Genomic DNA, 25,923 nt, shown 5'->3' on the forward strand with positions numbered 1-25,923 from the left:
AAGGAAATAGGAATGAAGAACGAAGAATTCGCCGACGAGCCAAAGGTAGAAGTGCGGCGCACGGCCGACGGCTCGGCCACGCTCTACGTGCCGGCGCTCGACGAGCACTACCACTCGCGCCACGGCGCCCGGCAGGAGTCGGAGCACGTGTTCATCGAGGCCGGGCTGCTGCCGCGGCTCGAAGCCGGGCTGGGCGGGCCCTGCGCCCGGCCGCTGCACCTGCTCGAAGTGGGCCTCGGCACCGGCCTGAACGCCCTGCTGACCCTGGCCCGCGCCCAAACGGCCGGCGCCGCCGTGGCCTACGACGCCCTCGAAACCGTGCCGCTGCCGCCCGAGGTAGTAACCGAGCTGGCTCGCAAATGGACCACTGATGCACCCGAAAGCGTGGCCTTGCTGCACCAGCTGCACGCCGCCCCTTGGGCCGAAACTTTCCCGTTGGCGCCCCACTTCTTCCTCACCAAGCTGCCCGAGGCGCTGGAAGCCGCCCAGTTGCCCGCCAACTACTACGACCTGGTTTATTTCGACGCTTTCGCTCCCGAAAAACAGCCCGAATTATGGACCGAAGCCATTTTCATTCAGCTTTACGCCGCCGCCGCACCGGGCGCCGTGCTGGTGAGCTACTGCGCCCAGGGCCAGTTTCGGCGCAACCTGCGGGCCGCTGGCTGGCACACCGAAAAGCTGCCCGGCCCCCCGGCAAGCGCGAAATGACGCGGGCGCGCAAGCCATCGAAAGCTGAAGACGCCGCTTGACAAAGGCAATAACCGCCGTTACCCTTTCCACCTGATTGCTGCTATGCCGACCAACTCTACGCTCGAAATTTATTGCCCCCGTTGCCGCTGGGCCCCCGACGGCGGGGCGCATTGGCAGTGCGACTGCGGCTGCATCTGGAACACGTTCGATACGGCGGCGGTGTGCCCGCAGTGCCGGTACCGGCATAGCCATACCCAGTGCCCAACCTTCCCCGGCGGCTGCGGCGCCTCGTCGCCCCACATCGACTGGTACCACGGGCTCGATGAAACCGTGGCGGAACTGGTGGAGCAGGCACACACCGCGCCGGTTAGCGTATGTTGCACCAGTAATGAGTCGTAAATTTCTCGAAACCGAAAGCCCCGCCTGGGTGGCCGAAGGGCTCATCAGCGAAGAGCAGCGGCAGAAGCTGCTGGCCCGCTACCCGCCCGAAGCCCAGGCGCTGGGGCTGCTGCCGCTGCTGGGCAGCGTGCTGGTGGGCCTGAGCGCCCTGAGCGTGGTGGCCGCCAACTGGCAGGGCCTGCCCGCCGTGTTGCGGCTGGCGCTGTTGCTGGGCAGCCTGCTGGGCGCCTATGGAGCGGGGGCCTACTTCCGGCGGCGTGGCAACGTGGATTTGAGCCACGGCCTCATCGGGCTGGGGCTCATTGTGTTTGGCGCCAGCATTATCCTGGTCAGCCAGCTCTACCAGCTGGTGGGCTACGACGTGAGCGGGCTGCTGGCCTGGGTGGTAGCCGGCGTGGCCCTGAGCTACGTGTACGGCTCGCGGCTGCTGGTGCTGCTCACGGTGGTAATAGGCGCTGCCGTGCAAACCTATTGCGTGGAGGTGTTGGGCAGCTTCAGCTACGCCACGGCGGTGCTGGTGGCCGCCGGCCTGGGCTACTACTGGTGGCGGCGCCCCGAGGTGGTGAGCAGCACCGTGCTGGCCACCGGCCTGCTGTGGCAGGCCGGCTTGCTAGTAATTGTGCTGCACGCCAAAATCACCTGGTTTTTTGTGCCGGCCATGGCCATCTACGCGGCCGGCGACTGGCAGCAGAGCCGCAACGGCGCGCGGGCCCTGCAGGGCCCGCCGCTGGTGGCGGCGTATCTGTTCATGTTCGGGCTGGCCACCTTTGGCGAAACCGACACCTACGCCAACGTGCTGCGGCCGCCGCTGCTGCCCTACCTGCTGTCGTTGGGGGCGGTGTTTGCTATTTCGGTGGCCGGCAAGCGGGCGCGTGGCCGCTTCGATACGCTGCTGGACTGGCTGTTGCTGCTGCCGGGGTTTTACCTGCCCGGCGGGCTGCCGCTGGCGGTGGCCACGCTGGTGGTGCTGTATGCGCATGCCGGCTCGGTGCTGGCCCGCGCCCATCGGCAGCAGGATTCCGACCAGCTCACGCTGGGCGCGGTGCTGTTTGTGGTGGCCACGGCCGTGGCCTATTTCAAGCTGACCTGGGCTTTTCTGGACAAGTCGCTGTTCTTCCTGCTGGGCGGCGTGCTACTGCTTGGCCTGAGCTGGTACCTGCGCCGCCGCAATGCCCAAACGCTGGCGGCCGCGCCGGCGCCCACCGCCCCAGCCGCCGGCGAAGCGCCCGACTCAACTGTTGCACCCGAAACTCCGCCGCGCCATGACTGACCTGCTCACCTGGGCTTCGGACCCGGCCCGCCGCCGGCCCCTGCTGCGCCTGCTGGTGGCCGCGCAGGTGCTCTACGTGCTGGGTGTGGCCGGTGCGGGCTACGCCACCACGGCCTTAGGGCAGCACATTGTGCTGGCCACCACCCCCGTCGACCCGCGCGACCTGCTTTACGGCGATTTTGTGCGCCTGCGCTACATCATCAGCGAAGCGCCCCTGAGCCAGTGGCACGATGCCGCGCCGCCCAAGCGCCGCCAGGGCGTGTTCGTGCTCCTGGCCACCGGCCCCGACAGCCTCAGTACTACCGTGGGCATCTACCCCAAAGCCCCCGCGGCCGCCCCCGGCCAGGCCGTGCTCCGCGCCTGGGTCACCGATGTGTTTCGGCACTCATTGGCCCTGCGCTTCAATCTAGAGCGCTACTACGTGCCCGAAGGCAGCGGCCTGCGCCTCGAAAAAGCCGGCCGTCGGCACCCCTTGCGCGTGCATGTCAGCATCGCGCCCTGGGGTCAGGCGCGCATCGCACGGGTAGTGGATGTGGGGGCCGTGGCTGGTAGGAAGTAGGCAGCTTTGGTATCAGCCGGTTTTTGCGTGGTTCCCACCGGTCATTGCGAGCGCTCTGCTCACAATGACAGATGAATGTTTCGCAATGGTAAGAGGCACTGCTACTGAATCTTGAACGTGACGGGCACGGTGAACGACACGCTCACTTCGCGGCCGTTCTGCTTGCCGGGGATGAACCGGGGCAGCGCTTTGATGGCCCGCATGGTTTCCTCGTCGAGGCCGTAGCCGAGGCCGCGCACGATTTTCACGTCCGTCACCTCGCCCTTGGGGTTCACCGTGAAGCTGGCGTATATCTTGCCCTCAATGCCGTTGCTGAGGGCCGGGCCGGGGTAGCGGGCCGATTTCTGGATGGCGGCCACGATGGCGGCCTGCCCGCCACCGCCCGGCAACTCCGGCATCTGCTCTACCGAAACGTACACTTTGGTATCCACGGCATCGCCCACGGTTTTGGGGCCTTCCACGGCTTCCAGCGGTTCGTCTAGTAGGCCGGGGTCGTCTTTGCCCTCCACGGTCACGGTGGAGATGCGGGCATTTTGCAGGTCTTTTTGGTCGGGCACTTCTTCGGTCACCTGCGGGTCGGGCGCCACCACGGGCGGCGTGAAGCGAATACTGGGGGGCGTAGGTGCCTGAGCGGGCGGCTGTGCAGGTGGCGGCGTCACGGGCGGCGGCGGGATGGTTGGGTCGAGCGGCGGGGCAATGAGGATGTTGCCTTCATCAATCTTAGGCGCCGCCACAGGCGTTCGGTCCTTCAACCACTGGGCGGCCAGCGGAAACACCAGCAGCAGCGCAAAAATGGCCGTGCCGATGACCAGCGCCCGCGTCACGTGGCGTTGGTAGAGGGCGCGGAGCTGGTAGGCCCCGTAGTGGCGGTTGCGACCATCGAACACGATGTCGTCGAGGCTGGCCGTGGCCAGTTGCGTATTGGTCATCATAGGGTTGCGGTTTTAAGTAAGGTGAGGTCGGCGGGGGTGATGTTCACCAGCGCGTATTTCTTCTGGTTCGTGATGCTCATCTCATCGAGAATGTCCACCATGTCCTGGTATTTGGAATCGTCGCTGGGCTTGATGAGCACCACCAGGCCGGGCCGCTGCTGGCTGCGCCTGAGCAGCACCTGCCGGATGCCGTCGGCCGCAAACGTGGTGGTTTTCAATTCGGGCGCGGCCACGGTGTTGTCGTTGGGCGCGTTCAACCCGAAGAAGTAATGCACCTGATGGCCCTTGCCCAGAATGATAGTCAGCGCGTCACGCTCCCGGATGGGCGTGTTATCGGTGCTTTTCACCGGCATTTGCAGCTCCAGGGTGTAGGGCTTGGCAAACGTGGTGGTGAGCATGAAAAAGGTGAGCAGCAGAAAGGCCAAATCCACCATCGGCGTCATGTCGATGCGGGTCGACATCTTCTTGGCTCGTCGCTTGCCGGCTTTGTTGGGCCCGGCTGCCTGCGGTTGAATTTCGGCCATGGGTTCTATCAGGTTGAAGTGAAAGATACCCGCCCAACGCAGCGCTTGAATAACTTATTGTCAGGATGTTACGACTAAAAAATAAATTTTTATCGACATACTAAACTGTATAAATCCCGTTTTATCAGGTTGCCCTAAAAGCGCCACAACCGGCTGGGCGTCAGGCAGGCGTGCAGTGGCACGTCGGTGGGCAGCACGTCGGCCAGGGCCGGCACGGGTTCCTCGTCCAGCACATTCAGCCCGATGAACTGCGTGCCCGGCCTGCACTGGGCCAAAAACCGGTCGTAGAAGCCACCGCCGTAGCCCACGCGGTGCCCCGCCGTGTCCACGGCCAGCAGCGGTACCAGCACGGCATCGAAGGTTGCGGCCGCCACCTCGGTAGCCGCTTGCGCTACAGGCTCCGGTATGCCCCAGCGGCTGGGACGCAGCTCGGTGTCGGGCGCCAGCTCGTAGTGTTTCAGCGAAACGCCGTCGGGCTGCACCACGGGCACGGCCAGCCGCACCGGCCACTGCTCGGCCCAGATGCGGCGAATTATCGGCCAGGTATCGGGCTCGTTGCGCTGGCTCAGGGGCAGAAACAGGTGCAGCCAACGCCACTCCGCCACCGGAAAATGCCGAAAAAACTGCTCGCAGAGCTGCTGGCTGCGCTGGGCCACTTCGGCGGCGGGGAGGGCTTGGCGGCGGGCCAGGGCGGCGCGGCGCAGGGCGGCTTTGGTCATGGTTAATTAATCCACAGCGTAAACCGGTGAATAACTGACCATCTATTGTCGCTGGTTTTTTCAAGTAGCAGCAACATGCCGTTGCCATTCAATTCATTGCGACGAATTGCCCGGTACACCACTGCCTTATCGAGGTGTTTGGAATACCCTATTCTGGAGAACTCAAATACTTCATCGGCCAATGGAAATGCTTTGTGAAAGCGCTTCCAACCGCGAAGGGCATCGTTCTTGAAAAAGTCGTTGAATTTGCGCTTAGAGATTACGTAAGCCGAGGGGCTGAACGAGGGTTGGTTATTGATTTGCGCATCAGCGCCGCTCCTGCCAAAGTAGCTCGTGAACGCCTGCAAGCTGGACGAATCCAAAACGGCAGGTTTTAGTGGTACTCCCCAAGATAGCAACGCGAGGACGTTTTCGTCCCGCTCCCGAATGGCGCTGTCTACAATCCGGGACTCACCCTCGGCCACCAACTCCCGAATCACCACCACAGCTTTTGCCGTTGGCGGTGATTCACTCCTGATAATCTCTGCATAAAGCTCATAGTCCAGCCTCGACAACTGTTGCCCTGTGCCAATGAACGGGCATAGTACAAGGGCAGCAACGGAAGCAACCAGGAGCTTTGAAAGCATTTCGGCAAGTTTATCACTGCGCCAAAACTACCCTATTCCTCGCACAGCACGGTAAACTCCAGCGCCAGCGGCTCAAACGCTTCCAGCAGCTGCCGGATGAAGCCCGGGTTGTTTATTAAAATGCTGAGGATGTTCTCGCTGCGCTCCTGCAGGCCGCCGTCGGGGAAGAGCTTTTCCTTGAGGGCGGCGAGTTGAGCGTAGGCCGTTTCGTGCTTGGCTTCGGCGGCTTTGCTCAGGCGCTTTTCGAGGCCGGCGAGGCCGCCCGCGGCTTTTTGGGCTTCGGCAGCCACGGTTTTTACCAAGGTGGGGTCGAGGCGTTGAGCCAGATCCTGCACTTGCTGGAAGGCGGCGGCCAGGGCCTGCTGCTGCACCTTGAGGCTGATTTCTTCCTGGCCCAGGGCGGCGCCCACCTGCTTTTTGAGCTCGGGCAGCGGGCGGAAAATTTCGCGCGTGGTCAGGCCCAGTTTCTTGAGCTTGCCCGCGTTGGCCCGGCTGATGTACTCGGCCGAGTTGCGCGGCAGCACGATGGGGTAGGGCACGCCAAAGGCCGCAAACACGTCCTTCAGCTGGAACCAGTATGCCACTTCGGCCCCGCCGCCGATGTAGGCGAGGTTGGGCAGCAGGATTTCCTGGTACACGGGCCGCAGCACCACGTTGGGGCTGAACTGCTCGGGGTGCTGCCTGGCCAGTTCCAATAGCTCGGCCTGGCTATGGCACTTGGCCGTGTTGCGGATGGTGACTTCCACGCAGTCGGCGCCGCTGGCGTCGGGTTCGAGGCGCTCGCGCTTGCCTTCGTCGGTGATGAAAAACAGATTGATGGGCCGCGAATACACCTGCGGCTTGTAGCCCGCGGCGGTGAGGCGCGCGTTGGTGGCTTGTACCGCCGCGTTCGACACCTGCTCCTGTATCTCGCGCTCCAGCACCGGCACCAGCGCCTTTTTCAGGGCGGGGCGGTCGGCGTCCAGCGTCACCAGGCCATACTCACCAAACAGCGAGTCGACCAGCTTGCGGGTGGCCTGGGCCAGGTTTTTCGACTCGGCGTAGGCCTTGTGAAAAGCGGCCGGCACTTCGGGCGGCAGCTGGCTCAGCAGCTGCTCGGCCAGACCGTCGAGGGGCAGACGGCCCACCGGCCCGCCGGGGGTGGCCGCGTCCCAGGAATAGCTTTTGCCGAAGAGCGAAAAGTGGTTGATTTCGGCAAAGTCATGGTCCTCCGTGGCCATCCAGTACACCGGCACGAAGTCGTACTGCGGGTATTTTTCCTTCAGCTGCCGGCTCAGCTTGATGGTTGAAACGATTTTGTAGATGAAATACAGCGGCCCGGTGAGCAGGTTGAGCTGGTGCCCGGTGGTCACGGTGAAGGTGGTGGGCTCGGCCAGCAGCAGCAGGCTGTCTTCGATGGCCGGCTCGGGCTCGGGGGCGAAGCCGTACTGGTCGCGCAGGGCGGCCACCAGGCGCTTGCGGGCTTCGGGCGTGTAGCTGGCCTGTTTTTCTTCCATCTGCGCCGCGAAGTTTTCCAGCGTCGGAAAGCGGTGGTAGAAAGGCGCCAGTTCGGGTTTCTGGGCCAGGTAATCGGTCAGCAGGCCGGAGAAAGCGCCGGTTTCGGCGTAGGACAGAGTGCTACAGGTGGTGGGCATGGGCAAAGAGCAGGGCCGGGTTCGGTGCGAACCCTTAAGCCAGTGGCAAAAGTCCGCACAAAACCCGGCCCCGCCGGAAAAGTTACTTTTGGTTGGTTTGAACGAGGTAGAGACGCAATATTTTGCGTCTCGTCGTCCGCGCTGCATGGGTGTCGTTCAACGCAAGCCGTTCAACGACGAGACGCAAAATATTGCGTCTCTACACCAAGTGCCCGTAGAGGTCGAAATCCGACGCCGAATCAATCTTCACGTTGGCGAAGTCGCCGAGGCGCACGAACGTGTCCTTCTCTACCGGCACCAGCACTTCGTTGTCTACCTCGGGCGAGTCAAACTCGGTGCGGCCCACAAAGTGGCCGCTTTCCTTGCGGTCGAACAGCACCTTGTAAGTCTGGCCCACGCGGGCCTCGTTCAGCTCCATCGAAATGCCCTGCTGCAGTTCCATGATGGCGTCGGCACGTTCCTGCTTCAGCTCGGCTGGCACATCATCCACCAGCGTGTGCGAGTGGGTGTTTTCTTCGTGCGAGTACGTGAAGATGCCTAGGCGCTCAAAGCGCGTCTGCTCCACGAAATCATACATTTCCTGGAAGTCCTTTTCCGTCTCGCCGGGGTGGCCGGCGATGAGCGTGGTGCGCAGGGCAATGCCCGGCACCCGCTGCCGAATGGTGTCGACCAGCTCCATGGTGCGGCGCTTGGTGATGCCGCGGCGCATGGTTTTCAGCATGTTGTCGGAGCCGTGCTGCAGGGGCATGTCGAGGTACTTGCAGATGTTTTCGCGCTCGGCCATCACGTCCAGCGCATCCAGCGGGAACTGCGAGGGATAGGCGTACTGCAGGCGAATCCAGTCGATGCCGTTCACGTCGGACAGGTGGCGGAGCAGGTCGGCCAGCTTGCGCTCGCCGTAGGCCTGCAGGCCGTAGTAGGTCAGGTCCTGGGCAATGAGAATGAGCTCTTTGGTGCCCATGCCGGCCAGGCGCTTGGCTTCTTTCACCAAGTCCTCGATGGGCCGGTCCACGTGCTTGCCGCGCATCAGCGGGATGGCGCAGAACGAGCAGGGGCGGTTGCAGCCCTCCGCAATTTTGAAGTAGGCGTAGTGCTTGGGCGTGGTGATGAGGCGCTCCCCGATAAGCTCGTGCTTGTAGTCGGCGTTGAGCACTTTCAGCATCTGGGGCAGCTCCAGGGTGCCGAAATAGGCGTCTACCTGCGGGATTTCCACTTCCAGCTCGTCCTTGTAGCGCTGCGAGAGGCAGCCCGTCACGTAGAGCTTTTCGAGGCGGCCGGCTTCTTTCTCGTCGGCGTAGCGCAGAATGGTGTCGATGCTTTCCTGCTTGGCGTTATCAATAAAGCCGCAGGTGTTGATGATGACGATGTTGGCGTCCGACTTCTCCGACTCGTGGGTCACGTCGAAGGCGTTGGCTTGCAGCTGGCCCATCAGCACTTCGCTGTCCACGAGGTTTTTGGAGCAGCCCAAGGTGATGACGTTGACCTTGTTGGTGGTTTGATTTCTAACCTTCATGAATCACAAATTTGTCGAAACGCGCACCGGGAAGGCGGATTTCGGAAGAGTAGCGGGCCGCCTGAAACGGCTGAAATAAGAGCTTTTATAAAATGCGCCGGGGTGGGCAGTCCGGTTGGGAATACAAAATTACGACGTAGCCAGTCCCCGCCCACCGGTCAGCACTGCATAAACCCCGGGCACCGCCCAGCGCAGCAGCGCCCCTACGCCAACGCTCACTACGACGACGAGCAGCGGCAGCAGCAAATAGGTAAGCAAATGCAGGTGCGGCACTCCCCGGCCGTAGCGCAACACCACTTCCGTGGCATAGTTCACGAGCGGCACGTGCAGCACGTAAATCATGAACGAAAAGCCCGTGAGCCAGCGGAACCAGCCGCGCGCCATGCACCCGCGCACCACCCCGTTCAGCCCAAACCACGCCACCAGCATGCCGCTGATTTCGCCCACGCGGTGCAGCGCCAGCATAGTCAGCGCCACCGGCAGCGAAAACGGCGGCCCCGCGTGAAACGCCAGCCAGGTTTTCACGGCCGCCGTGCCTAGCCACAGCCCAACCATCAGCCACAGCCGTAGCCAGGCGGGCCGCGTCAGTACGTCCTTGTCGCGCAGGGCCAGCCACACGCCCAGCCCAAAAAACAGCAGCCCGTCGCCTTCCACGAGCGGCAGGGGCACCATGAAAAACCACAGCAGCGCCGCCACGCCGAAATAAATGGCCGGCCGCCGCGCAATGGCCGTGCGCAGCCATGGATACGCTAGGTTGCACACCAGCAAGCTGCGCAAAAACCACAGCTGAAACGGTGCTGGCACCAGCAACCAGCGCTGCACCAACTCGGCGCTCGAGTACTGGCTCAGCAGCTGGCGGGGCCAGAACGGGCTGATTTCGGCATCAATAACCGCCTGTTTCGTGAGGGGAAACTGCTCCAGGGCCCACAGCACGCCCAGCCACATCAGGCTCCACAACAGGAAGGGGAGGCCCAGCGTGCGCAGCCGGCGTTTCACGCGCTGGGCGTGCGGCGCCGTGCCTTCGTGCCGGGCAAACAGGTAGCCCGAGATGGCAAACAGAATGGGGATGCGAAAGCGCAGCACTCCATTGGCCAGGAAGTATTGCAGCCAGGTGCCCACCGACAGCGGTTCCTGCACGGGCGTGAAGGGCTGCAGGTAGCGCGGGTGCAGGTTGTAGGCGTGCACGTAAATGAGCAGCACCATGGCCATCAGCGACCAAAACTTCAGCTTATGGCTCAGGAATGGGTCGAGCGGCGTGCGGGTGGTGGGCAAGGGTAGGGGAGGCGGCATACCGGCAGAGATGCAAAAAAGCGGGGAACGGTTGTCGCCAACCATGCCCCGCTCCTTGGTATTGAATAGAATACGTCTGCTTACAGCGCTTCAAACTGCCGCAGGAAGCGCATGTCATTTTCCGTGAACAGGCGCAGGTCCTTTATCTGGTATTTGAGCATGGCAATGCGCTCGATGCCCATGCCCCAGGCGTAGCCGGAGTACTTCTCAGAATCAATCTTGGCGTTTTCGAGCACGGCGGGGTCCACCATGCCGCAGCCGCCAATCTCGACCCAGCCCGAGTATTTGCAGATGTTGCAGCCCGCGCCTTTGCAAATGAGGCAGGTGATGTCAATCTCGGCGCTGGGCTCGGTGAAGGGGAAGAAGCTGGGGCGGAAGCGGATGTTGATGTCCTGCCCGAACAGCTCCTGCACGAAGTAGTACACCGTCTGCTTGAGGTCGGCGAAGCTCACGCCTTCGTCAATGAAAATGCCTTCCACCTGGTGGAACATCATGTGGGCGCGGGCCGAAATGGCCTCGTTGCGGAACACGCGGCCCGGCATCACCCGCCGGATGGGCAGGGGCTCGGTTTCCATCACGCGCACCTGCACCGTGCTGGTGTGGGTGCGCAGCAGGTGGGGCTGGGTGCCGGGCTCGCTGCCCACGGGCGGGGTCACGAAAAACGTGTCCTGCATGTCGCGCGCCGGGTGGTTCTCGGGGAAGTTGAGAGCGGTGAAGTTGTGCCAGTCGTCCTCAATTTCGGGCCCCTCGGCCACGGCAAAGCCGATGCGGGCAAACACGCGCAACATTTCCTCGCGCACCAGGCTCAGCGGGTGGCGCGTGCCCAGGGCATTGGGCACCACAGGCAGGGTGTAGTCGAAATCGGGGTTGGCCGGGGCGTTGTCGGCGGCGGCTTCGGCGGCTTGCTGTGCTTCGTCGAAACGGGCCTGGGCCTGCTGCTTCAGCGCATTGAGCTGCTGGCCTACCGCGCGCTTTTCCTCATTAGGCACGGTCTTGAGCTGGTCGAACAAGTCGGCCAGCCGGCCCTTGCGGCCGAGGTAGCTGATGCGAAATGCGTCGAGTTCGGCGGGATTATTCAGTTCGGCCTTCGTAATTTCGGCCGTAAGAGCGGCAATGGATTCCTGCATCATAGGCCGCAAAGTTACGGCAAGGCCCCGGCCCCTGCCGAACGATTCACGAACACATTCAGTTACCCCGATTCCGTATCCACCCCCACTAAAGCCTTTGTCATGAAACGTGCGCTATTTTTTCTGTTCGTATTCGGCGGATTAGCTTCCACCGCCTCGGCCCAGAGCGGCTGGGACACTCCTTCCAGCGGCTGGGGCGATGCCCCGAAAAAAGCCCCTGCCAAGAAAACCACCAAGGCCGCCACTTCCACCGCGGCTGGTCAGAAAGCCACGCAAAATGGCGGTGCGGCCGCTGCTCCGGGCGCCCCCGAAGCCACGCCCGCGCCTGAAGCTGCCGCCGCCCCCGCCGCTGCTGATGACAAAGGCTTTGGTGCCGCCGCCGGTGGCGGTTCGTCTCCGAGCAGCGCCAGCATTGGCCAGGGCATTTCGGTAGCACCCGGCGCCCCGGTGATGATGCGCGGTGGCCGCCACGTGATGCAGGACGACGCCATTGCCGCCCGCGAGCGTCGCCTCAACCGCAAGCCCCGCCGCGAAAAGCCCTGGCCGCCGCGCCCCGTGGCAGACGCCGCTCCGGCACCTGCGGCACCTGCCCCGGCTGCCGCCGCCCCGGCCCCCGAGCCCGCCCCGGCGGCTGATGCCATGGCCGGCAACGCCGCCACTGCCGCCAAAGGCGGCGCCGCTGCCGAAAAGCCCAAAACCGCTACCAAGGCCCCGGCCAAAGCTCCCGCGCCCAAGAAAAAGGCGCCTGAGCCCCTCGGCTGGTAGGCCAGCGCCTCCGCGTTGGAGGTAAGCACATGGCCCGGTCGTTCCCGTAGTGGAATGGCCGGGCCGTGTGGCGTTTTGGGGTTTTGTGAGGCCGTACCGGACCGCAGGGCAGGGTTTTGCGTATGCCCAAAGGCGTTAGCCCGAGGCGAGGGCAGACTCGCTTTTACTTGGGCTGAGTGCCAACCCCCCTCGTTGCAGCCGCAGGCGCCCGAAACGGCCGTTTCGGGCGCCTGCGGCTGAATCTTCTCACCCTTCACCCGCTTGCTTATGTTCCGCATGCTTCTTTCCGGTGTACTGGCGCTGGCCGTGGTGGCCGAAGCCGCCGCCCAAACCGCACCGACCACCAAAACAGCTACTACAACCCGCAAATCCGGCGCCCGGCCGGCGGCTAAAGCGGCCGCTCCTGCCCGGGCCGCCACCACCACGCGCGCTGCCGCTGCTAATACCACGGCCGCAGCGGGTGGTCGCAACGACATCGGCCCCGGCGGCAACGGCGCGGTGGGTTCCACCGAAAGCGCCGACGGCAAGGGGCAAAGCATATACGCCGCTCCCGGCATGCCCGTGAACGTGGACAACCCCAAGAAGGTGGGTAAATACGATGGACCCGCCCCGGTGCGCACCAAAAGCCGCACCACGCTCACCCCGCGATAAAAGGCGGGAGTTGGTCGATGCAATGGCCCGGTTGGTATGCATTTGCGTGCCAACCGGGCATTTTTTTGGGCGCTGATGAGCAGGTTGAAAAAGTTGGCACGCCTTTGGAATATGCCCATACAACAACGGTAACCAACTTTTCTTCCTTTCACTCCTCACTCCTTCAGCCATGCTTCGTTCGTTCCTCACCCTTGCCCTGTCGATGTTCCTGCTGGCTGAAGCCAGCGCCCAAACCACCCCGGTGGCCTCGACCAAAAAGACGGCCCGCGCCACCAAAGTAGCCGCCCGCAAAGCCGCCAAAGCCCGCCGCGTCGCCGTGAAGTCGGCCCCCGCCGCGCCTCTCAACGACGGCTGGCCGCCCATCGAAAACAACACCCAAACCGCCGTGGCTTCGAACGACGGCTGGGGCTCGCCCGAGTCGGTGCTGCCCGCCAGCACGTCCCGCGGCGAAATCGACAACCAGAACATTTCGGCCGCGCCCGGCATGCCCGTGCACGTGCGCACCAGCAACGGCCTGACCCCCTACAGCGTGCGCCCGCCCCGCAAGCCCGCCGCTACCCAAACCACGCTCGGCAACTAATACTGCCCGCTCAGCCGGCCCCAGGACGGAACCTCGGGCCGGCTGTTTGGCTTTGTCCGGCCCCGGCTTCCGCTTTGCGCACCATCCGCCTCGGGCCGTTGTGCGTATGAGTGGGAGCCGGGGTGCTTTGGGTCCGGCTCACACCGCTTTGGCGTCCGCACTTTTTCTGTTTCCTCTCTAATACCAGCCCATATGTTTCGCTACATTTTCCTTTCGCTCCTGTTGCTGGCCATCGCCGCCACCGACGCCTCGGCCCAGACGGGCAACCGCGGCAAGAAAATCACCCCTTACTCCACGCGCGGCCCCCGCAAGGCCAAGCCGGCCGTGAAAATCAACCCCCACACCGGCAAGCCCTATGGCGCCGGCGTGCCCGAAGACATCAAAAATGGCTCGATGTACCTGGCTCCCGCCACGCCCATGCGCCGGCAGGTGGGCTACACTAACAACGGCGGCTACAACGACAACCGCACGCCCCGCCCGCGCTACACCAAGCCCGCCAACAGCTCCCTGAGCCGCGACAGCAATCTGCCCGTAGCCCCCGCCAAAACCAAGGTGAAAGCCAAGCGCAAGTAGGAAAATCCGGACTTTATAAAACAGCGGCCAAAAAAGAACGGTCATGCTGAGCGCAGTCGAAGCATCTCTACCGTGCTACTAATCAATTTTAGTGCGGTAAAGATGCTTCGACTGCGCTCAGCATGACCGTTTATTGTTTTGCGTCAATTATTTGCGCCGCAGGCCGGCTAGTCCTGCGCCACCGCTTCGTAATAGAGAGTGCTGCAGTTTTCGGGCCGCAGCACTTCCTGAGCCGCGGCGCGCACGCTGGCCACCGTCACGGCCTGAATGCGGCCGCTTTCCTCGTTCACTAGGTTGGCGTCGCCCTGCAGCTTGCTGTAGGCCAGGTTGAGGGCGCGGTTCAGCAGGTCGATTTCACCGAAAACCAAGCTACTTTCGGCCTGGTTTTTTACTTTTTCGAGTTCCTGGGCATTCACGTCTTCGGCCAGGAATTCGGCCACCACTTCTTCCACGGCTGCGTCGGCGGTTTTCAGGTCCACGCCCGCGTTCAGCTTGCCGCTGATGACGAGCAGGCCGGGGTCGAGGGAGCCGGTGAGGGAAGCCGAAATGTTATTGAACAGGGCCTTCTCTTTCACCAGGCGCTGGTGCAGGCGGGCCGATTTGCCGTGGCCCAGCATGTCGCTCAGCAGGTCGACGGAATTGTAGCGGGCGTCGCTGCGGGCCGGCATGTGGTAGGCCTTGTAGAGGGCCGAGAGCGGCACGGGGGCCTGGGCCGTGAGGTGGCGGGCTTCCTGCTGCGGGGGCTCCTGCGGCAACTGGCGCTGATAGGTCGGCCCGCCGGGAATGGGCCCGAACCACTTTTCGGCCAAGCGGCGCACCTCGTCGGCGCTGGCGGCACCGGCCACCACCAGCACGGCGTTTTGGGGGCGTAGTGCTTTTGGAAAAAGCCGCGCACGTCGTCCATCACGGCGTTTTCGATGTGCGAAATCTCCTTGCCGATGGTGTTCCACTGGTAGGGGTGGGTGTGGTAGGCCAGGGGTTTGAGCTTGAGCCACACGTCGCCGTAGGGCTGGTTGAGGTAGCTCTGCTTGAATTCTTCCACCACCACTTTGCGCTGCACCTCCAGGCCGTTTTCGGAGAAGGCCAGGTTCAGCATCCGGTCGCTTTCCAGCCAGAAGCCGGTTTCGAGGTTGGCCGCCGGCAGCGAGAGGTAGTAGTTGGTGACGTCGCTGGAGGTGAAGGCGTTGTTTTCGCCGCCCACGCGCTGCAGCGGCTCGTCGTAGCTCGGAATGTTCACCGAGCCCGAAAACATCAAGTGTTCAAACAGGTGCGCAAAGCCCGTGTGGCCGGGGTCTTCGTCGCGCGAGCCCACGTCGTACATCACGTTGAGCACGGCCATGGGGGTAGAAAAATCTTCGTGTACGATGCAGCGAAGGCCGTTGTCGAGGGTGAATTCCTGGAAATGAATCATTGATAAAGCTGGAGCAATACAAGTGGAGCAAACTTAACAGCCCCACTGGCAAAAAGGTCTACGGGAAAATGGGCCGGCCTGTCAATGCCTGATGAGAATTCGTGCGCTGGCTAAGCACCGCCATCAAACCAGGCGCCGCTAAAAGCTGGCCCTTACGCCCAATAGCCAGGTGCGCGGCACGGGGTAGGCATTGGTGTCGTAGCCGGCGGCCAGCAGGGTGGCGCCGCCGCTGCTTACGTTGGGGTCGAAACCGCGGTAGCGGGTGAGCACGAACAGGTTCTGGCCGCCCACCCACACGCTCATGGGGTGGGGGCTGGTGGGCCGAAGGTCGTAGCTGAGCGTCAGCTGGCTAAGGCGCAGGTTGGCGGCCGACTGCGGCGTGCCCGAATCGTAGCGGGCCAGCACGATGCTGCTGCTGGCAGAAGCTTGCGGAATGTCGGGGTTGTTGGCGGTGGGCGTCCAGCGGTCGAGCAGGCGGGTGGTGCCATTGGTGGCGCCGGTGGGCAGCTCCAGGCGGGCCAAGGTAGTGTTTAGCAGCTGGTGGCCGCCCAGCGCATCGGCTTGCACATCCAGGGTGAAGCGCCCGAGCGTCAGGGTCTGGGTGAGCGTGAACTGGCGAGTGGGCAGGACCGTGCCCTGGTAGCGGGCGTCGGCCTCGTTCAGGCGGCCGTTGCCGTCCAAATCCTGGTAGCGCACCTGCCCCGCGGCGGGTTGTCCGCTGGCGGCTACGCCCAGCCGCTCATACAGCAGGTAGGGGTGCGGGGCCTCGCCCACCACCAGCCCCGCCACCGCAACGGCCGCGCCCCCGCCGAGCGGGCCATCGGCTACCGCCAGCACGCGCTGCTGCAGCAGTGCCGCCGCCACGCGGCTGTTCCCCTTGAGCTTGCCAATGGCCCAGGTGCTGCTGGCGCTCAGCTGCAGGCCCTGGGTGCGCAGGTCCGCGTCGCGCTGCTGAAACACGTAGCCCACGCCCGTGGGCAAAGGAGTCGGGACCAGCTGCGGCACGGCCACGTGGGCGGTGGTGCGACGGTAAGCGTCCACATCGAGCAGCACATGGTTTTGCCACAGGCCCACGCGCAGGCCGGCTTCCAGCTGGGTGGTGCGCGGCAGGGCCGAAGCCGGGTAGGGCAGCGCCGCAACCGGCACCGGCGGCCCCACGGACCCGCCCACAACCACCTGGCCGGCCTGCACCCCGCTGCCCAGGCCGCTGCTCACCAGGCCCGTGTTGCTGGTCTGGCCCGCTGCCGCCCACAGCGTAAGCGTCTGCAGGAATTGAGAGCCCGATAGAAAATTTTCGTGGTGCAGGTGCCAGCGCAGCTCGGCGCCCGGTAGCCAGGAAGTAGTCGTCGGGGCGTTGCGGTAAAATGTGGCCTGGTTCACGTCGGCCCGGAGCGAAGCCAGCGCTTCGTAGCGCTCCCGGTAGCTGTACCTGGCCACCAGGGCGGCGTTGTAGAGGGTGTAGTTGGTGGTGGCGCTGTTGCTATATGAAGAGCCGGGCGCGAGTTGCTGGGTGGTTTGTTCGAGGCGGTAGCTCTGGCTGCCCGCAGTGGCCTCCAACGCCAGCAGTTGGTCTTCGGTGAAATGATGGTCGTAGGCCAACTGCAGCTGGGCCACGGTGGCGGCGGTAGTGAGCGTGGTGTTGCGCACGTTGTCGGGCGCAGGGGGCGGGCCACCCCCAAACAAAGCAAAAAGTGTACGGTCGGTACCATCGGTGCCGGCCCCTTCGTGGCTGGCCGATAAGCTCACCCGGAAATTGGGTTGCAGTTGGTAGTGCAGCCCGGCTTGTAGCAGCAAGCGCCGCGTAGTGCCCTCGTAGCCCGCATCGTTGGCAATGGCCAGCGGATTGAAAAATGTGCCCGGGAAGGAGTATGGGTAATAACTATTGGTTTGGTAGTAGCGGCCGTCGGCCTGGCGGGCCGGCAGGGTAGGAGGCGCCAGCAGTGCGGCCGCCACCGCCCCCTGGCCGGGCAGCGTGTGGGCGATGTGGGCCGCCGCGGCGTTCAGCGAAACGCGCAGCTGCGAGCTAAGCTGCTGGTCCAGGTTGAGGCGCAACGCATAGCGGGTCAGGTTGGAGTGCTGCACCACGCCGGCCTGGTTCAGGTAGTCGGCGCTCAGGGCGTAGCGGGTGCGGGCGCTGCTGCCATCGAAGGCAAGGTGATGGTTTTGTAGAAAAGCTGTGCGGAATAGCTCCGCCTGCCAGTCGGTGCCGGCGCCGAGGCGCTCCAGGTCGGGCGATGGAAACGGGACGCCGAAACCGGGACGCGCCGTTGTTTCGGCTTCGTTTGCCAGGTCGGCGTACTGACGGGCATTCAGCAGACTATACCGCTGGCGCACCTGCTGCACGCCGCCGAAACCGGCGTAGCGCACGCGCAATGGCTGTTTCTGGCCCGACTTGCCGCCGCGCTTGGTCGTGATGGCAATCACACCGTTGCTGCCTTGGGCCCCATACTGGGCCGTGGCCACCGCCCCTTGCAGCACCGTGATGCTTTCCACGTCCTCCGTCGGCACAAACAACAGCGGGTTGGCGCCCACCCGGGCGGCTTCGGGCCCGGCCCCAAAGGCCACCCCCTCGCTGATGGCTGCGCCGGGGGCAAAATCTGCATTCAGCGCTGGTAGTCCGTCCACCAGGTACAGGGGCTGGTCGGTGTCGGCCAAGCTGCTGCCGCCCCGAATGCGCACCGTGGCCCAGGCGCCTGGGGCGCCGGAAGTGGGCGTTACCTGCACGCCGGGTACCTGGGTCAGGATGGGCTGAATGGTGAGAAAAGACGGTGGCGTCCAGTGATTGACGATGATTTGAACAGGACAGTAAATAGTGCGGTGGCTAAACGTCTGCACTAGTTGTGGGATAATACTATCAGACATCGTGCCGCGCACGGCAACGCGGCGGGCAGTCAGCGTATCAATTTGCTGAGCCTGAGCGGCCGTGATGGAAAAAACCAGAAGTGCAGCTGGTAGAATTCGACTCATTGGAAAAAAGGGGAAAGAAACTGTCCGAAGCTAGATGCGCGGACCCTGCCGTTTGCACAGGCTTGGGGCCTAACCGCTAGCGCAATGCCCCCAGCCGCAGCGTAAAGCAGGAATCTGTGCGCACCAGCACCTCACACTGGTAGCGCTGCAGCCAAGGCCGGGCCGCAGCCGCTCCACAAGCCACCAGCACGGTGCCCGGCGCCAGCGTGCCGGCCGCGTCAGGCTCGGTGCGGGCAATGCGATGCTGATGCTGCGTGGCGTAGACCTGCCGGTAGTATTCGGGGCTGTCGTTGAAGGTGCCGTCGGTGGCCAGCGCGTAGGCGTTTAGCTCCGGGTGCTGGTCCACCTGGGCCCGCAGGTGGTTGCCGTAGAGCAGCTGCGGCAGCTCAAAGCGGCGCTGGTACCACTCGCGCAGCTGGGCCAGCCGGGCAGCGTAGGGGCCCGCCACGGCCAGCAGCACCGCGCCCGTGAGCACGGCCGGCCGCAGGCGCCAAGCGCGCTCGCGCACCACGGCCTGCCCGGCCCACCACAGGCCCGCCGCCGCCTGCAACGCCAGCAGGGGGTAGAGCGGCGCATCATACCAAGCCAGCTTGGTGCGAGCCAGCGAAATAATCAGCAGATGGCCGCCCGCCGCGGCAGCCGTGGCCCGCGTGAGCCACCAGCCGCGGCTGCCGCGGGGCCGCGCCCACCCCAGCACGTAGCCCAGCAGCGCCGCCGCCAGCCAGAAGCTGAACTTGGCTTCCACCATTTTGCTGATGTACCAGTGGAAGGGTTCTTCGTTGTTTTCAATGACGGCCCCGAAGCGGCCCGGACCCTCGTTTTGCCACACGGCGGCCAGGTAGCCGGGGGCCGCCCGCTCGCGCAGTCCATACCAGATGGCGGCCACGGCCAGCACCAGCGCCGCCGCCAGCCACGGCGCCGGCCGGCGCAGGCGGTGCCAGCTGCCGGTAGCGCCCACCAGCGCCAGCAGGCCCGGCCCGATAAGCACGCCCGCCACGCCTTTGGTGAGCACGGCCAGCGCCAATGCTATGCCAGTGACCCAAGCCAGCCGCGCCCGCCCGCTGGCCACGTAGCCCAGCCAGCTCAGCACGGCGCCGGTGGTGCAGATGGTAAGCAGGGCATCGTAATCGCCGCCGCGGGTGACGTGCCGCGTGACGAAGCCGCCAGCAGTGGCCAGTACCAGCGCCGCCAGCAGGCCCGCTGCCGGGTGGCCCAGCCAGCGCCGCCCCGCGGCCCACACCAGCGCCAGCGTGCCCAGCCCGGCTAGCGCCGAGGGCAAGCGCAGGGCCAACTCAGTGGGCCCCAGCGTGGCAAAGCACAAGCTCTGCAGCCAGCGCAGCAAGGGCGGTTTCACCACCCACAGGTCGGGGGCGCCTTTGTAGTAGGACACCAGCCACTCGCCAGGATGCCGCAGGGCTTCGAGGGCGTGGATGCCGGCCCTAGCCTCGTCCCACTGCTGGGCGGGCATGCTGCCGAGCTTCCAGAAAAGCAAAAAGCTGCCGGCGGCTACGGCGAGTAGCAAGTAGGGCCAGCCAGCCGGGCGCGAAGCGGGAGAAATGGCGGCCATTGGCGAAGTAGATGAGAGTGGGCAACGGAAAGGCGCGGGCCGTGGACGCCCCGCCGGTTCAAAGCTAGCACGCCGCACGGAGCCGCAGCACGGCAGTTCGTCGGCCCATCCCTGCCCGCTACCTTTGCCTTTCCCAACCCACCCCTTTTGCTCCATGACTCCCACCGCAACGGCCCTTCAGTTCGACCGCCAGGACCTCTCCAACGACACCCTGCTACACCTCTACCAGCACCTGCTGCGCCCGCGGCTGATTGAGGAGAAAATGTTGATTTTGCTGCGCCAGGGCAAGGTGAGCAAGTGGTTTTCGGGCATCGGGCAGGAAGCCATTTCGGTGGGCAGCACCCTGGCGCTAGAGGCCGACGAGTACATCCTGCCGCTGCACCGCAACCTGGGCGTGTTCACGGGCCGCGAGGTGCCGCTGGGCCGCCTATTTGCGCAGTGGCAGGGCAAGCGCACGGGCTTCACCAAGGGCCGCGACCGCAGCTTCCACTTCGGCACCAATGAGCACCACATCGTGGGCATGATTTCGCACCTCGGCCCGCAGCTGGCCGTGGCCGGCGGCATTGCCCTGGCCGACGTGCTCGATAAAAAGCCCAAAGTGACCCTGACCTACAGCGGCGACGGCGGCGCCTCCGAAGGCGACTTCCACGAGGCCCTGAACGTGGCCGCCGTGTGGCAGCTGCCGGTCATTTTTATGATTGAAAATAACGGCTACGGCCTGAGCACGCCCAGCAACGAGCAGTTCCGCTTCAAGTCTTTCGTCGACAAAGGCCCCGCCTACGGCATGGAAGCCGTGCAGGTCGACGGCAACAACGTGCTCGAAGTGTACGCCACCGTGAAGCGCCTGGCCGAGGACCTGCGCGAAAACCCGCGCCCCGTGCTGGTGGAGGCCCTCACGTTCCGCATGCGGGGCCACGAGGAAGCCAGCGGCACCAAGTACGTGCCCCAGAGCCTGATGGAAGAATGGGCCGCTAAGGACCCGGTCGAAAACTACGAAAAGTGGCTGCTGGCCGAAGGCGTGCTCACCGAAACCGCCCGGCACAGCATCCGCGAAACCATCAAAGCCGCCATCGAGGCTGGCCTGCAGGAAGCCGATGCTGAGCCCATGCCCACGGCCAACATTCAGGAGGAAATGGCCGACATGTACCAGCCCTTCGAGGCGCCCGTCACGGCCGCGCCCCAGGACGGCGCCGTGCCCGAAAAGCGCTTCATCGACGCCATTTCCGAAGGCTTAAAGCAGAGCATGGAGCGCTACCCCGACCTCGTGCTCATGGGCCAGGACATTGCCGATTACGGCGGGGTGTTCAAAATCACGGAAGGCTTCGTGGCCGAGTTTGGCAAGGCGCGGGTGCGCAACACGCCCTTGTGCGAGTCGGCCATTGTGGGCGTGGGCCTGGGCCTGAGCATCAAGAAGAAGAAAAGCATGGTGGAAATGCAGTTTGCGGACTTCGTGACCTGCGGCTTCAACCAGATTGTGAACAACCTGGCCAAGAGCCACTACCGCTGGGGGCAGAACGCCGATGTGGTGATTCGGATGCCTACCGGCGCGGGCTCGGCCGCCGGGCCGTTCCACTCCCAGAGCAACGAGGCGTGGTTCACGCACGTGCCCGGCCTGAAAGTGGTGTACCCCAGCAACCCGCACGACGCCAAAGGCCTACTCTGCGCCGCTATTGAGGACCCCAACCCAGTGCTGTACTTCGAGCACAAGATGCTGTACCGCAGCATGAGCGGCCCCGTGCCGACGGCCTACTACACCACGCCCATCGGCCAGGCCGCGCTGGCGGCCGAGGGCGACGAGCTGAGCATCATCACCTACGGCATGGGCGTGCGCTGGGCCCTCGACGTGTGCCAGGACCTGGGCGCATCGGCTGACATTCTGGACCTGCGCACCCTGCTGCCCTGGGACCAGGAAGCCGTGCGCCGCACCGTGGCCAAAAACGGCCGCGTGCTCATTTTGCACGAAGACACCATGACGGGCGGCATCGGCGGCGAAATTGCGGCCTGGATAGGGGAGAACTGCTTCGAGCACCTCGACGCGCCCGTGCGCCGCGTGGCCTCGCTGGACACGGCCATCCCGTTTGCGCCGCCGCTGGAAGCCGCGTTTCTGCCGCAGCAGCGGCTGCGCGAGCAGGTGCAGGCCCTGCGCCAGTACTAGGTGCCGAAGTTGGCGCGGTTTTCGCGCCCGCAAGCCTTACCTTCCCTCTGCTTCCTCGCTGACTTTGCACGTTTTACGGTGATTATTCGTATACCCTCTGTTCTTCTTCTGCCTTTGTTGGGCGTATGGCTGCTGAGCAGTTGCACGCTCTACCACAAAGTGGTGCATCCCTACCGCCTGCCCACGCCCAAACCTTCCCCCGAATACAAAGCCCAGCTCGAAGCCAAGAAAAAGAAAGAAAAAGCCCTGCTGTCGTTTCAGCACGACGCCGATAAGAAAGCCAAGGCCAACGGCGACGACACCGAAGAAGCCGCCACCGACGTCTCGACGCCCAGCGGCGGCACCATGGGCACCCCGGTGGCCACCACCACCGAGCCCCGCACGCTGCCCGAGCGCTCTACGGTGCGCTACGACAAGAAGGGGCTGATGAAAAAGCCCAAGCTCAAGCGCCGCAAGGTGAACAAGCAGCACAAGCCGTTCCGTCCCTTGCAATCCATTAAGGACTTCTTCAAATATGGCCTCCACAAGAAACCCAACTACGACATCGACCACAAAGTGGCTCCCAAAGCCCCGCAGGACGAGCCCGCGCCCAACCCCGCGCCCGACGATGCCGGCAGCAAGCCCTAACGGCCGGTTGCTGTGGCTGGCTGCGGCCCTGCTGCTGTGGTTGGGCGGCGGCACGGCGCAGGCCCAGATTTCGCGTGAAAAGCCGGCCCAGGTGAAGGCCGCCAACCGCCGCGCCCTGCGCGAGGCCAAGCGCACCGATTCGCCCTTCAAAGACAGCCACCTCGACGTGACGCCGGCCCGCCTCAAGCGCGGCCAGAGTACCCAGCCGCAGCCCCAAATCGACCCGGAGCTGCGCTATAAGGGCACGGCCCCCGGCGTGAAGCCTCGCGGCTTTCTGGGCCTGCGCCGCGACAAAACCACCACCGTGGTGCGCAAAGAGCAGCGCACCAAGCCTCGTAACGCCGACGGTGGCAAGGCCGAGAAATAAATTTGCCCAACCGTCGGGGAATCAACTTCCCCCCCAACTTTGTAGTACCGGCACCCCGCCGCCCGGCCGCGCTTCTGAGCGCGTCTTCGGGCGGCGGCTTGCTTCACCAATCTTCATATCGAATGTCGACCCCCTGGCTTCCCCTTACCCAACCCGAACAACTTACCGACCTCGCCCAGGCTTCGCACGAGCAGCCGGTGCTCATTTTCAAGCACAGCACCACCTGCTCCATCAGCGCGGCGGCCAAAAGCAAGATTGAGCGCCAGTGGGCCGACAGCGGCCTTGACCTACCCATTTATTACCTCGACCTGCTGCGTTTTCGCCCCCTCTCGGCCCAGATAGCCGAGCAGTTTGGCGTGCGTCACGAGTCGCCGCAACTGTTGCTCATCAAAGACGGCGAATGCGCCTACGATGCCTCGCACATGGGCATCCGCCTCAGCGACGTGCAGGCAGTGGTGAAGTAGTGGATGGGCGGAGTGGTGGGTTGGTGGATTGCCAAGGCTTTTCCGATTAATCCACCACTCCATCACTCCACCAAGCCGCTATTTGTACTCGAACACCACGTTCTGCACCAGGTCGGGGTGCAGGCTCAGGGCTACCGGGCAGGTGTGGGCGGCGCGCTCCAGCACGGTGCGGGCGTTGGCATCAAGCGCGGCCGGCAGCGTCAGCGCCACGTCAATTTGCGCAATGCGGCGCGGGGCTTCCGTGCTCATGTGCTTGGTAACGTTGAAGGTGCTGCCGGTGAGGTCCCAGGCGTGGCGCTCGGCCACAATGCCCATCGTCGTGATGATGCAGGCCCCAAGGGCGGTACTCACCAGGTCGGTGGGCGAAAACGCTTCGCCCCGGCCGTGGTTATCCACGGGGGCATCGGTCTGAATAACGGAGCCGGAGGCCACGTGGGTGGCTTCGGTGCGGAGGTGGCCGGCGTAGCGGGCAGTGGCGGTGTTCATCAAGTCAGGCAGTTACCTTTACCAGGAAGTTTCTTATTTCGCTAAATTACGTACTGTGAACCGGGCCGGGCCGGTAGCGGTTTACGGAGTACATTTTCGGTCGACTATGTTTTCTTCTCTTCATCGCTTTGGGGGGCTGCTGGCCCTCGGTTTGCTCGTCGCCGCTGGGGCCCGGGCCCAGGCACCCGTGCGCTCGGAAATCGTCCCGGCCGCGCCCTCCGACGAGCAGTCGTACAGCAAAGAAGTCGTGTACGGCATCAATTTCAACACCCAGGGCGGCCTGCTGGGTGGCGCGTCGGTGCGTTCCTCGCGCGTGCTCGACGACCGCCTGCTCCGCTTTTGGAGCATTGAGGGCGTGATGCTGAAGGACAAGGCCAAGGAGCTCACGGTGAATACCATTGTGGGCGGTAGCTACGTTGACCGTAAAACCAACTATGCCTTTGTGCTGCGGCCGTCCATTGGCATGCAACGCATCCTGTTTCGCAAGGCCGCCGATGCCGGCGTGCAGGTCAACGGCTTGCTGAGCGTGGGCCCGTCCATCGGCCTGCTGATGCCTTATTACATCAGCTACGACTACACGGCGGCCCGCACGCAGGTCATCAACATCCAGACCGACGACATCCGCAACGAGCAATACGACCCGCTCAAGCACGTCGACCCCAACGTCATTCTCGACCACGGCCCGCTCTTCAGCGGCATCGGCGAAACCAAGGTGGTGCCCGGCTTCCACGCGCGCGGCGGCCTCAGCTTTGAGTACGGCCGCTACCGCGACGCCGTGACCGGCGTCGAAGTGGGCGTGCTGGTGGAAGGTTTCACCAAGCGCATGGTCATCCTCAGCCCCAGCAACCTGGCCGAAACCGACCGGCTGAACCGGCAGTTTTTTCCGTCGGTATACCTCACGCTGTACTTCGGCCACCGCAGCTAAGCGCACTTAGCCGTTCAGCGTGAGCAGTTAACGACGGCCCCACCGGGGACGGAAGGGATATTGTGTCCGGCACACGTTTCGGGAGTTAATTTTGTATGGCTTGCCAAGTCGAAACGATTTGGCCGCGAATTGCTTTTCATAGGGTTAACTGCTCACTGTTAACTGCTAATCGTTAACTGAAAATGATTGATTTGCCCGTTATCCAGCCCGAAACGGCTGCCCCTGCCCGCCCCCGCAAGCCCGACTGGCTGCGCGTGAAGCTGCCCGTGGGCGAAGAATACGCCGCCGTGCGCCGCCTCGTGGACGAGCACAAGCTGCACACCATCTGCGAGAGCGGCAACTGCCCCAACATGGGCGAGTGCTGGGGTGCGGGCACGGCCACGTTCATGATTCTGGGCAACATCTGCACCCGCTCGTGCTCGTTTTGTGCCGTGGCCACCGGCCGCCCCACCGAGTACGACCTCGACGAGCCCCGCCGCGTGGCCGAGGCCATTGCCCTCATGAAAGTGAAGCACGCCGTTATCACCTCAGTGAACCGCGACGAGCTCAAGGACCGCGGCGCCAGCGTATGGCGCGAAACGGTGGTGCTCACCAAGCAGCTCTCGCCCGGCACCACCATCGAAACCCTGATTCCGGACGTGAAAGCCAACTGGGACGCGCTGGACGTGATGATTTCGGGCGGCCAGGAAGTGATTTCGCACAACATCGAAACCGTGGGCAGCCTCTACCGCCTCGTGCGCCCGCAGGCTCGCTACGACCGCAGCCTGGAGCAAATTCGCCGCACCAAGCAGGCCGGCCACCGCACCAAGTCGGGCATCATGCTGGGCCTGGGCGAGAAGCCCGACGAGCTGTACCAGGCCATGGACGACCTCGTGGCCAACGGCCTCGACATCCTCACCCTGGGCCAGTACCTGCAGCCCACCAAGCGCCACCTCGACGTCGCCGAGTTCATCACCCCCGACCAGTTTGCCCACTACCGCGAAGAGGGCCTGCGCCGCGGCCTCAAATACGTGGAAAGCGGCCCGCTGGTGCGCAGCTCCTACCACGCCGAGCGCCACGTTAACGTGCCGGTGTAAGGACGCAGTATATTGGGCCAAAAATC

25 protein-coding genes and 1 pseudogene are annotated in these 25,923 nt (G+C 64.1%); 14 read left to right on the forward strand and 12 right to left on the reverse strand.

Annotated features, from left to right (window positions below; all coding sequences use genetic code 11):
- The first annotated feature begins 12 nt into the window (after positions 1-12).
- The 4 genes from mnmD (at position 13) to MUN81_RS02965 (ending at position 2,918) form a co-directional block, all read left to right on the forward strand.
- Positions 13-708 (forward strand): tRNA (5-methylaminomethyl-2-thiouridine)(34)-methyltransferase MnmD, encoded by a 696-nt coding sequence (gene mnmD / locus MUN81_RS02950; protein WP_245114902.1) that lies wholly within the window; start codon positions 13-15, stop codon positions 706-708.
- 84 nt (positions 709-792) lie between these two features.
- Positions 793-1,089 (forward strand): anaerobic ribonucleoside-triphosphate reductase, encoded by a 297-nt coding sequence (locus MUN81_RS02955; RefSeq protein WP_245114903.1) that lies wholly within the window; start codon positions 793-795, stop codon positions 1,087-1,089.
- On the forward strand, positions 1,079-2,359 hold the full coding sequence (locus tag MUN81_RS02960) for a DUF2157 domain-containing protein (RefSeq protein WP_245114904.1): 1,281 nt from the start codon (positions 1,079-1,081) through the stop codon (positions 2,357-2,359). Before MUN81_RS02955 ends, MUN81_RS02960 begins: the two co-directional genes overlap by 11 nt.
- Positions 2,352-2,918: a GDYXXLXY domain-containing protein gene (locus tag MUN81_RS02965; protein ID WP_245114905.1), complete on the forward strand. Its 567-nt coding sequence runs from the start codon at positions 2,352-2,354 to the stop codon at positions 2,916-2,918. The genes MUN81_RS02960 and MUN81_RS02965 overlap by 8 nt, the downstream gene beginning before the upstream one ends.
- 101 nt (positions 2,919-3,019) lie before the next feature.
- Here MUN81_RS02965 and MUN81_RS02970 read toward each other — a convergent pair whose 3' ends face one another.
- From MUN81_RS02970 to pheS, 8 genes are all read right to left on the reverse strand, one after another.
- Positions 3,020-3,850, reverse strand: a complete 831-nt coding sequence (locus MUN81_RS02970; RefSeq protein ID WP_245114906.1) for an energy transducer TonB — start codon at positions 3,848-3,850, stop codon at positions 3,020-3,022.
- Positions 3,847-4,374, reverse strand: a complete 528-nt coding sequence (locus MUN81_RS02975) for a biopolymer transporter ExbD (protein ID WP_245114907.1) — start codon at positions 4,372-4,374, stop codon at positions 3,847-3,849. The genes MUN81_RS02970 and MUN81_RS02975 overlap by 4 nt, the downstream gene beginning before the upstream one ends.
- 134 nt (positions 4,375-4,508) lie before the next feature.
- Positions 4,509-5,093, reverse strand: coding sequence for a 5-formyltetrahydrofolate cyclo-ligase (locus MUN81_RS02980; protein ID WP_245114908.1), 585 nt, complete (start codon positions 5,091-5,093; stop codon positions 4,509-4,511).
- 2 nt (positions 5,094-5,095) lie between these two features.
- Positions 5,096-5,719 (reverse strand): hypothetical protein, encoded by a 624-nt coding sequence (locus MUN81_RS02985; protein ID WP_245114909.1) that lies wholly within the window; start codon positions 5,717-5,719, stop codon positions 5,096-5,098.
- Positions 5,720-5,751: 32 nt separating this feature from the next.
- On the reverse strand, positions 5,752-7,353 hold the full coding sequence (gene bshC, locus MUN81_RS02990) for a bacillithiol biosynthesis cysteine-adding enzyme BshC (RefSeq protein WP_245114910.1): 1,602 nt from the start codon (positions 7,351-7,353) through the stop codon (positions 5,752-5,754).
- Between the two features lie 199 nt (positions 7,354-7,552).
- Entirely contained in the window at positions 7,553-8,866 is a 1,314-nt protein-coding gene (rimO, locus tag MUN81_RS02995) for a 30S ribosomal protein S12 methylthiotransferase RimO (RefSeq protein ID WP_245114911.1), read from the reverse strand.
- Between the two features lie 129 nt (positions 8,867-8,995).
- Positions 8,996-10,156, reverse strand: coding sequence for an acyltransferase (locus MUN81_RS03000; RefSeq protein ID WP_245114912.1), 1,161 nt, complete (start codon positions 10,154-10,156; stop codon positions 8,996-8,998).
- A gap of 80 nt (positions 10,157-10,236) precedes the next feature.
- Positions 10,237-11,286 carry a phenylalanine--tRNA ligase subunit alpha gene (gene pheS / locus MUN81_RS03005; RefSeq protein WP_245114913.1) on the reverse strand — a complete coding sequence of 350 codons (1,050 nt, stop codon included), beginning with the start codon at positions 11,284-11,286 and terminating at the stop codon, positions 10,237-10,239.
- Between the two features lie 99 nt (positions 11,287-11,385).
- On the opposite strand from pheS, the gene MUN81_RS03010 reads away from it, so the two are divergent.
- The 4 genes from MUN81_RS03010 (at position 11,386) to MUN81_RS03025 (ending at position 13,852) form a co-directional block, all read left to right on the forward strand.
- Positions 11,386-12,048, forward strand: coding sequence for a hypothetical protein (locus MUN81_RS03010; protein ID WP_245114914.1), 663 nt, complete (start codon positions 11,386-11,388; stop codon positions 12,046-12,048).
- A gap of 267 nt (positions 12,049-12,315) precedes the next feature.
- Positions 12,316-12,699, forward strand: a complete 384-nt coding sequence (locus tag MUN81_RS03015; protein WP_245114915.1) for a hypothetical protein — start codon at positions 12,316-12,318, stop codon at positions 12,697-12,699.
- A 169-nt stretch (positions 12,700-12,868) separates the two neighbouring features.
- The gene (locus MUN81_RS03020; protein ID WP_245114916.1) at positions 12,869-13,279 is read left to right on the forward strand and encodes a hypothetical protein; all 411 of its coding nucleotides are present in this window, start codon (positions 12,869-12,871) and stop codon (positions 13,277-13,279) included.
- Positions 13,280-13,471: 192 nt separating this feature from the next.
- Positions 13,472-13,852 (forward strand): hypothetical protein, encoded by a 381-nt coding sequence (locus MUN81_RS03025; RefSeq protein WP_245114917.1) that lies wholly within the window; start codon positions 13,472-13,474, stop codon positions 13,850-13,852.
- A 167-nt stretch (positions 13,853-14,019) separates the two neighbouring features.
- Here the strand turns inward: MUN81_RS03025 and MUN81_RS03030 are convergent.
- From MUN81_RS03030 to MUN81_RS03040, 3 genes and pseudogenes are all read right to left on the reverse strand, one after another.
- A pseudogene (locus MUN81_RS03030) lies at positions 14,020-15,263 on the reverse strand (pitrilysin family protein).
- A gap of 138 nt (positions 15,264-15,401) precedes the next feature.
- Positions 15,402-18,230 carry a TonB-dependent receptor plug domain-containing protein gene (locus MUN81_RS03035; protein ID WP_245114918.1) on the reverse strand — a complete coding sequence of 943 codons (2,829 nt, stop codon included), beginning with the start codon at positions 18,228-18,230 and terminating at the stop codon, positions 15,402-15,404.
- Positions 18,231-18,306: 76 nt separating this feature from the next.
- Positions 18,307-19,797 (reverse strand): glycosyltransferase family 39 protein, encoded by a 1,491-nt coding sequence (locus tag MUN81_RS03040; protein ID WP_245114919.1) that lies wholly within the window; start codon positions 19,795-19,797, stop codon positions 18,307-18,309.
- A 154-nt stretch (positions 19,798-19,951) separates the two neighbouring features.
- Here MUN81_RS03040 and MUN81_RS03045 point away from each other — a divergent pair, with 154 nt between their 5' ends.
- The 4 genes from MUN81_RS03045 to ytxJ all read left to right on the forward strand — a co-directional run bounded on the left by MUN81_RS03045 (position 19,952) and on the right by ytxJ (position 23,410).
- Entirely contained in the window at positions 19,952-21,952 is a 2,001-nt protein-coding gene (locus MUN81_RS03045; RefSeq protein ID WP_245114920.1) for a dehydrogenase E1 component subunit alpha/beta, read from the forward strand.
- Between the two features lie 114 nt (positions 21,953-22,066).
- On the forward strand, positions 22,067-22,579 hold the full coding sequence (locus tag MUN81_RS03050; protein ID WP_245114921.1) for a hypothetical protein: 513 nt from the start codon (positions 22,067-22,069) through the stop codon (positions 22,577-22,579).
- Entirely contained in the window at positions 22,560-22,946 is a 387-nt protein-coding gene (locus MUN81_RS03055; RefSeq protein WP_245114922.1) for a hypothetical protein, read from the forward strand. Before MUN81_RS03050 ends, MUN81_RS03055 begins: the two co-directional genes overlap by 20 nt.
- A gap of 122 nt (positions 22,947-23,068) precedes the next feature.
- Complete coding sequence (gene ytxJ, locus MUN81_RS03060; RefSeq protein ID WP_245114923.1) at positions 23,069-23,410, forward strand: bacillithiol system redox-active protein YtxJ; 342 nt, start codon at positions 23,069-23,071, stop codon at positions 23,408-23,410.
- A 78-nt stretch (positions 23,411-23,488) separates the two neighbouring features.
- Here the strand turns inward: ytxJ and MUN81_RS03065 are convergent, their stop codons facing one another.
- Positions 23,489-23,896: an OsmC family protein gene (locus MUN81_RS03065; RefSeq protein ID WP_245114924.1), complete on the reverse strand. Its 408-nt coding sequence runs from the start codon at positions 23,894-23,896 to the stop codon at positions 23,489-23,491.
- A gap of 106 nt (positions 23,897-24,002) precedes the next feature.
- Here MUN81_RS03065 and MUN81_RS03070 point away from each other — a divergent pair, with 106 nt between their 5' ends.
- Positions 24,003-24,821 carry a hypothetical protein gene (locus MUN81_RS03070; RefSeq protein ID WP_245114925.1) on the forward strand — a complete coding sequence of 273 codons (819 nt, stop codon included), beginning with the start codon at positions 24,003-24,005 and terminating at the stop codon, positions 24,819-24,821.
- A 182-nt stretch (positions 24,822-25,003) separates the two neighbouring features.
- Complete coding sequence (gene lipA / locus MUN81_RS03075; RefSeq protein ID WP_245114926.1) at positions 25,004-25,897, forward strand: lipoyl synthase; 894 nt, start codon at positions 25,004-25,006, stop codon at positions 25,895-25,897.
- Positions 25,898-25,923 lie beyond the last annotated feature (26 nt).

The organism is Hymenobacter sp. 5317J-9 (assembly GCF_022921075.1).
GTDB lineage: Bacteria > Bacteroidota > Bacteroidia > Cytophagales > Hymenobacteraceae > Hymenobacter.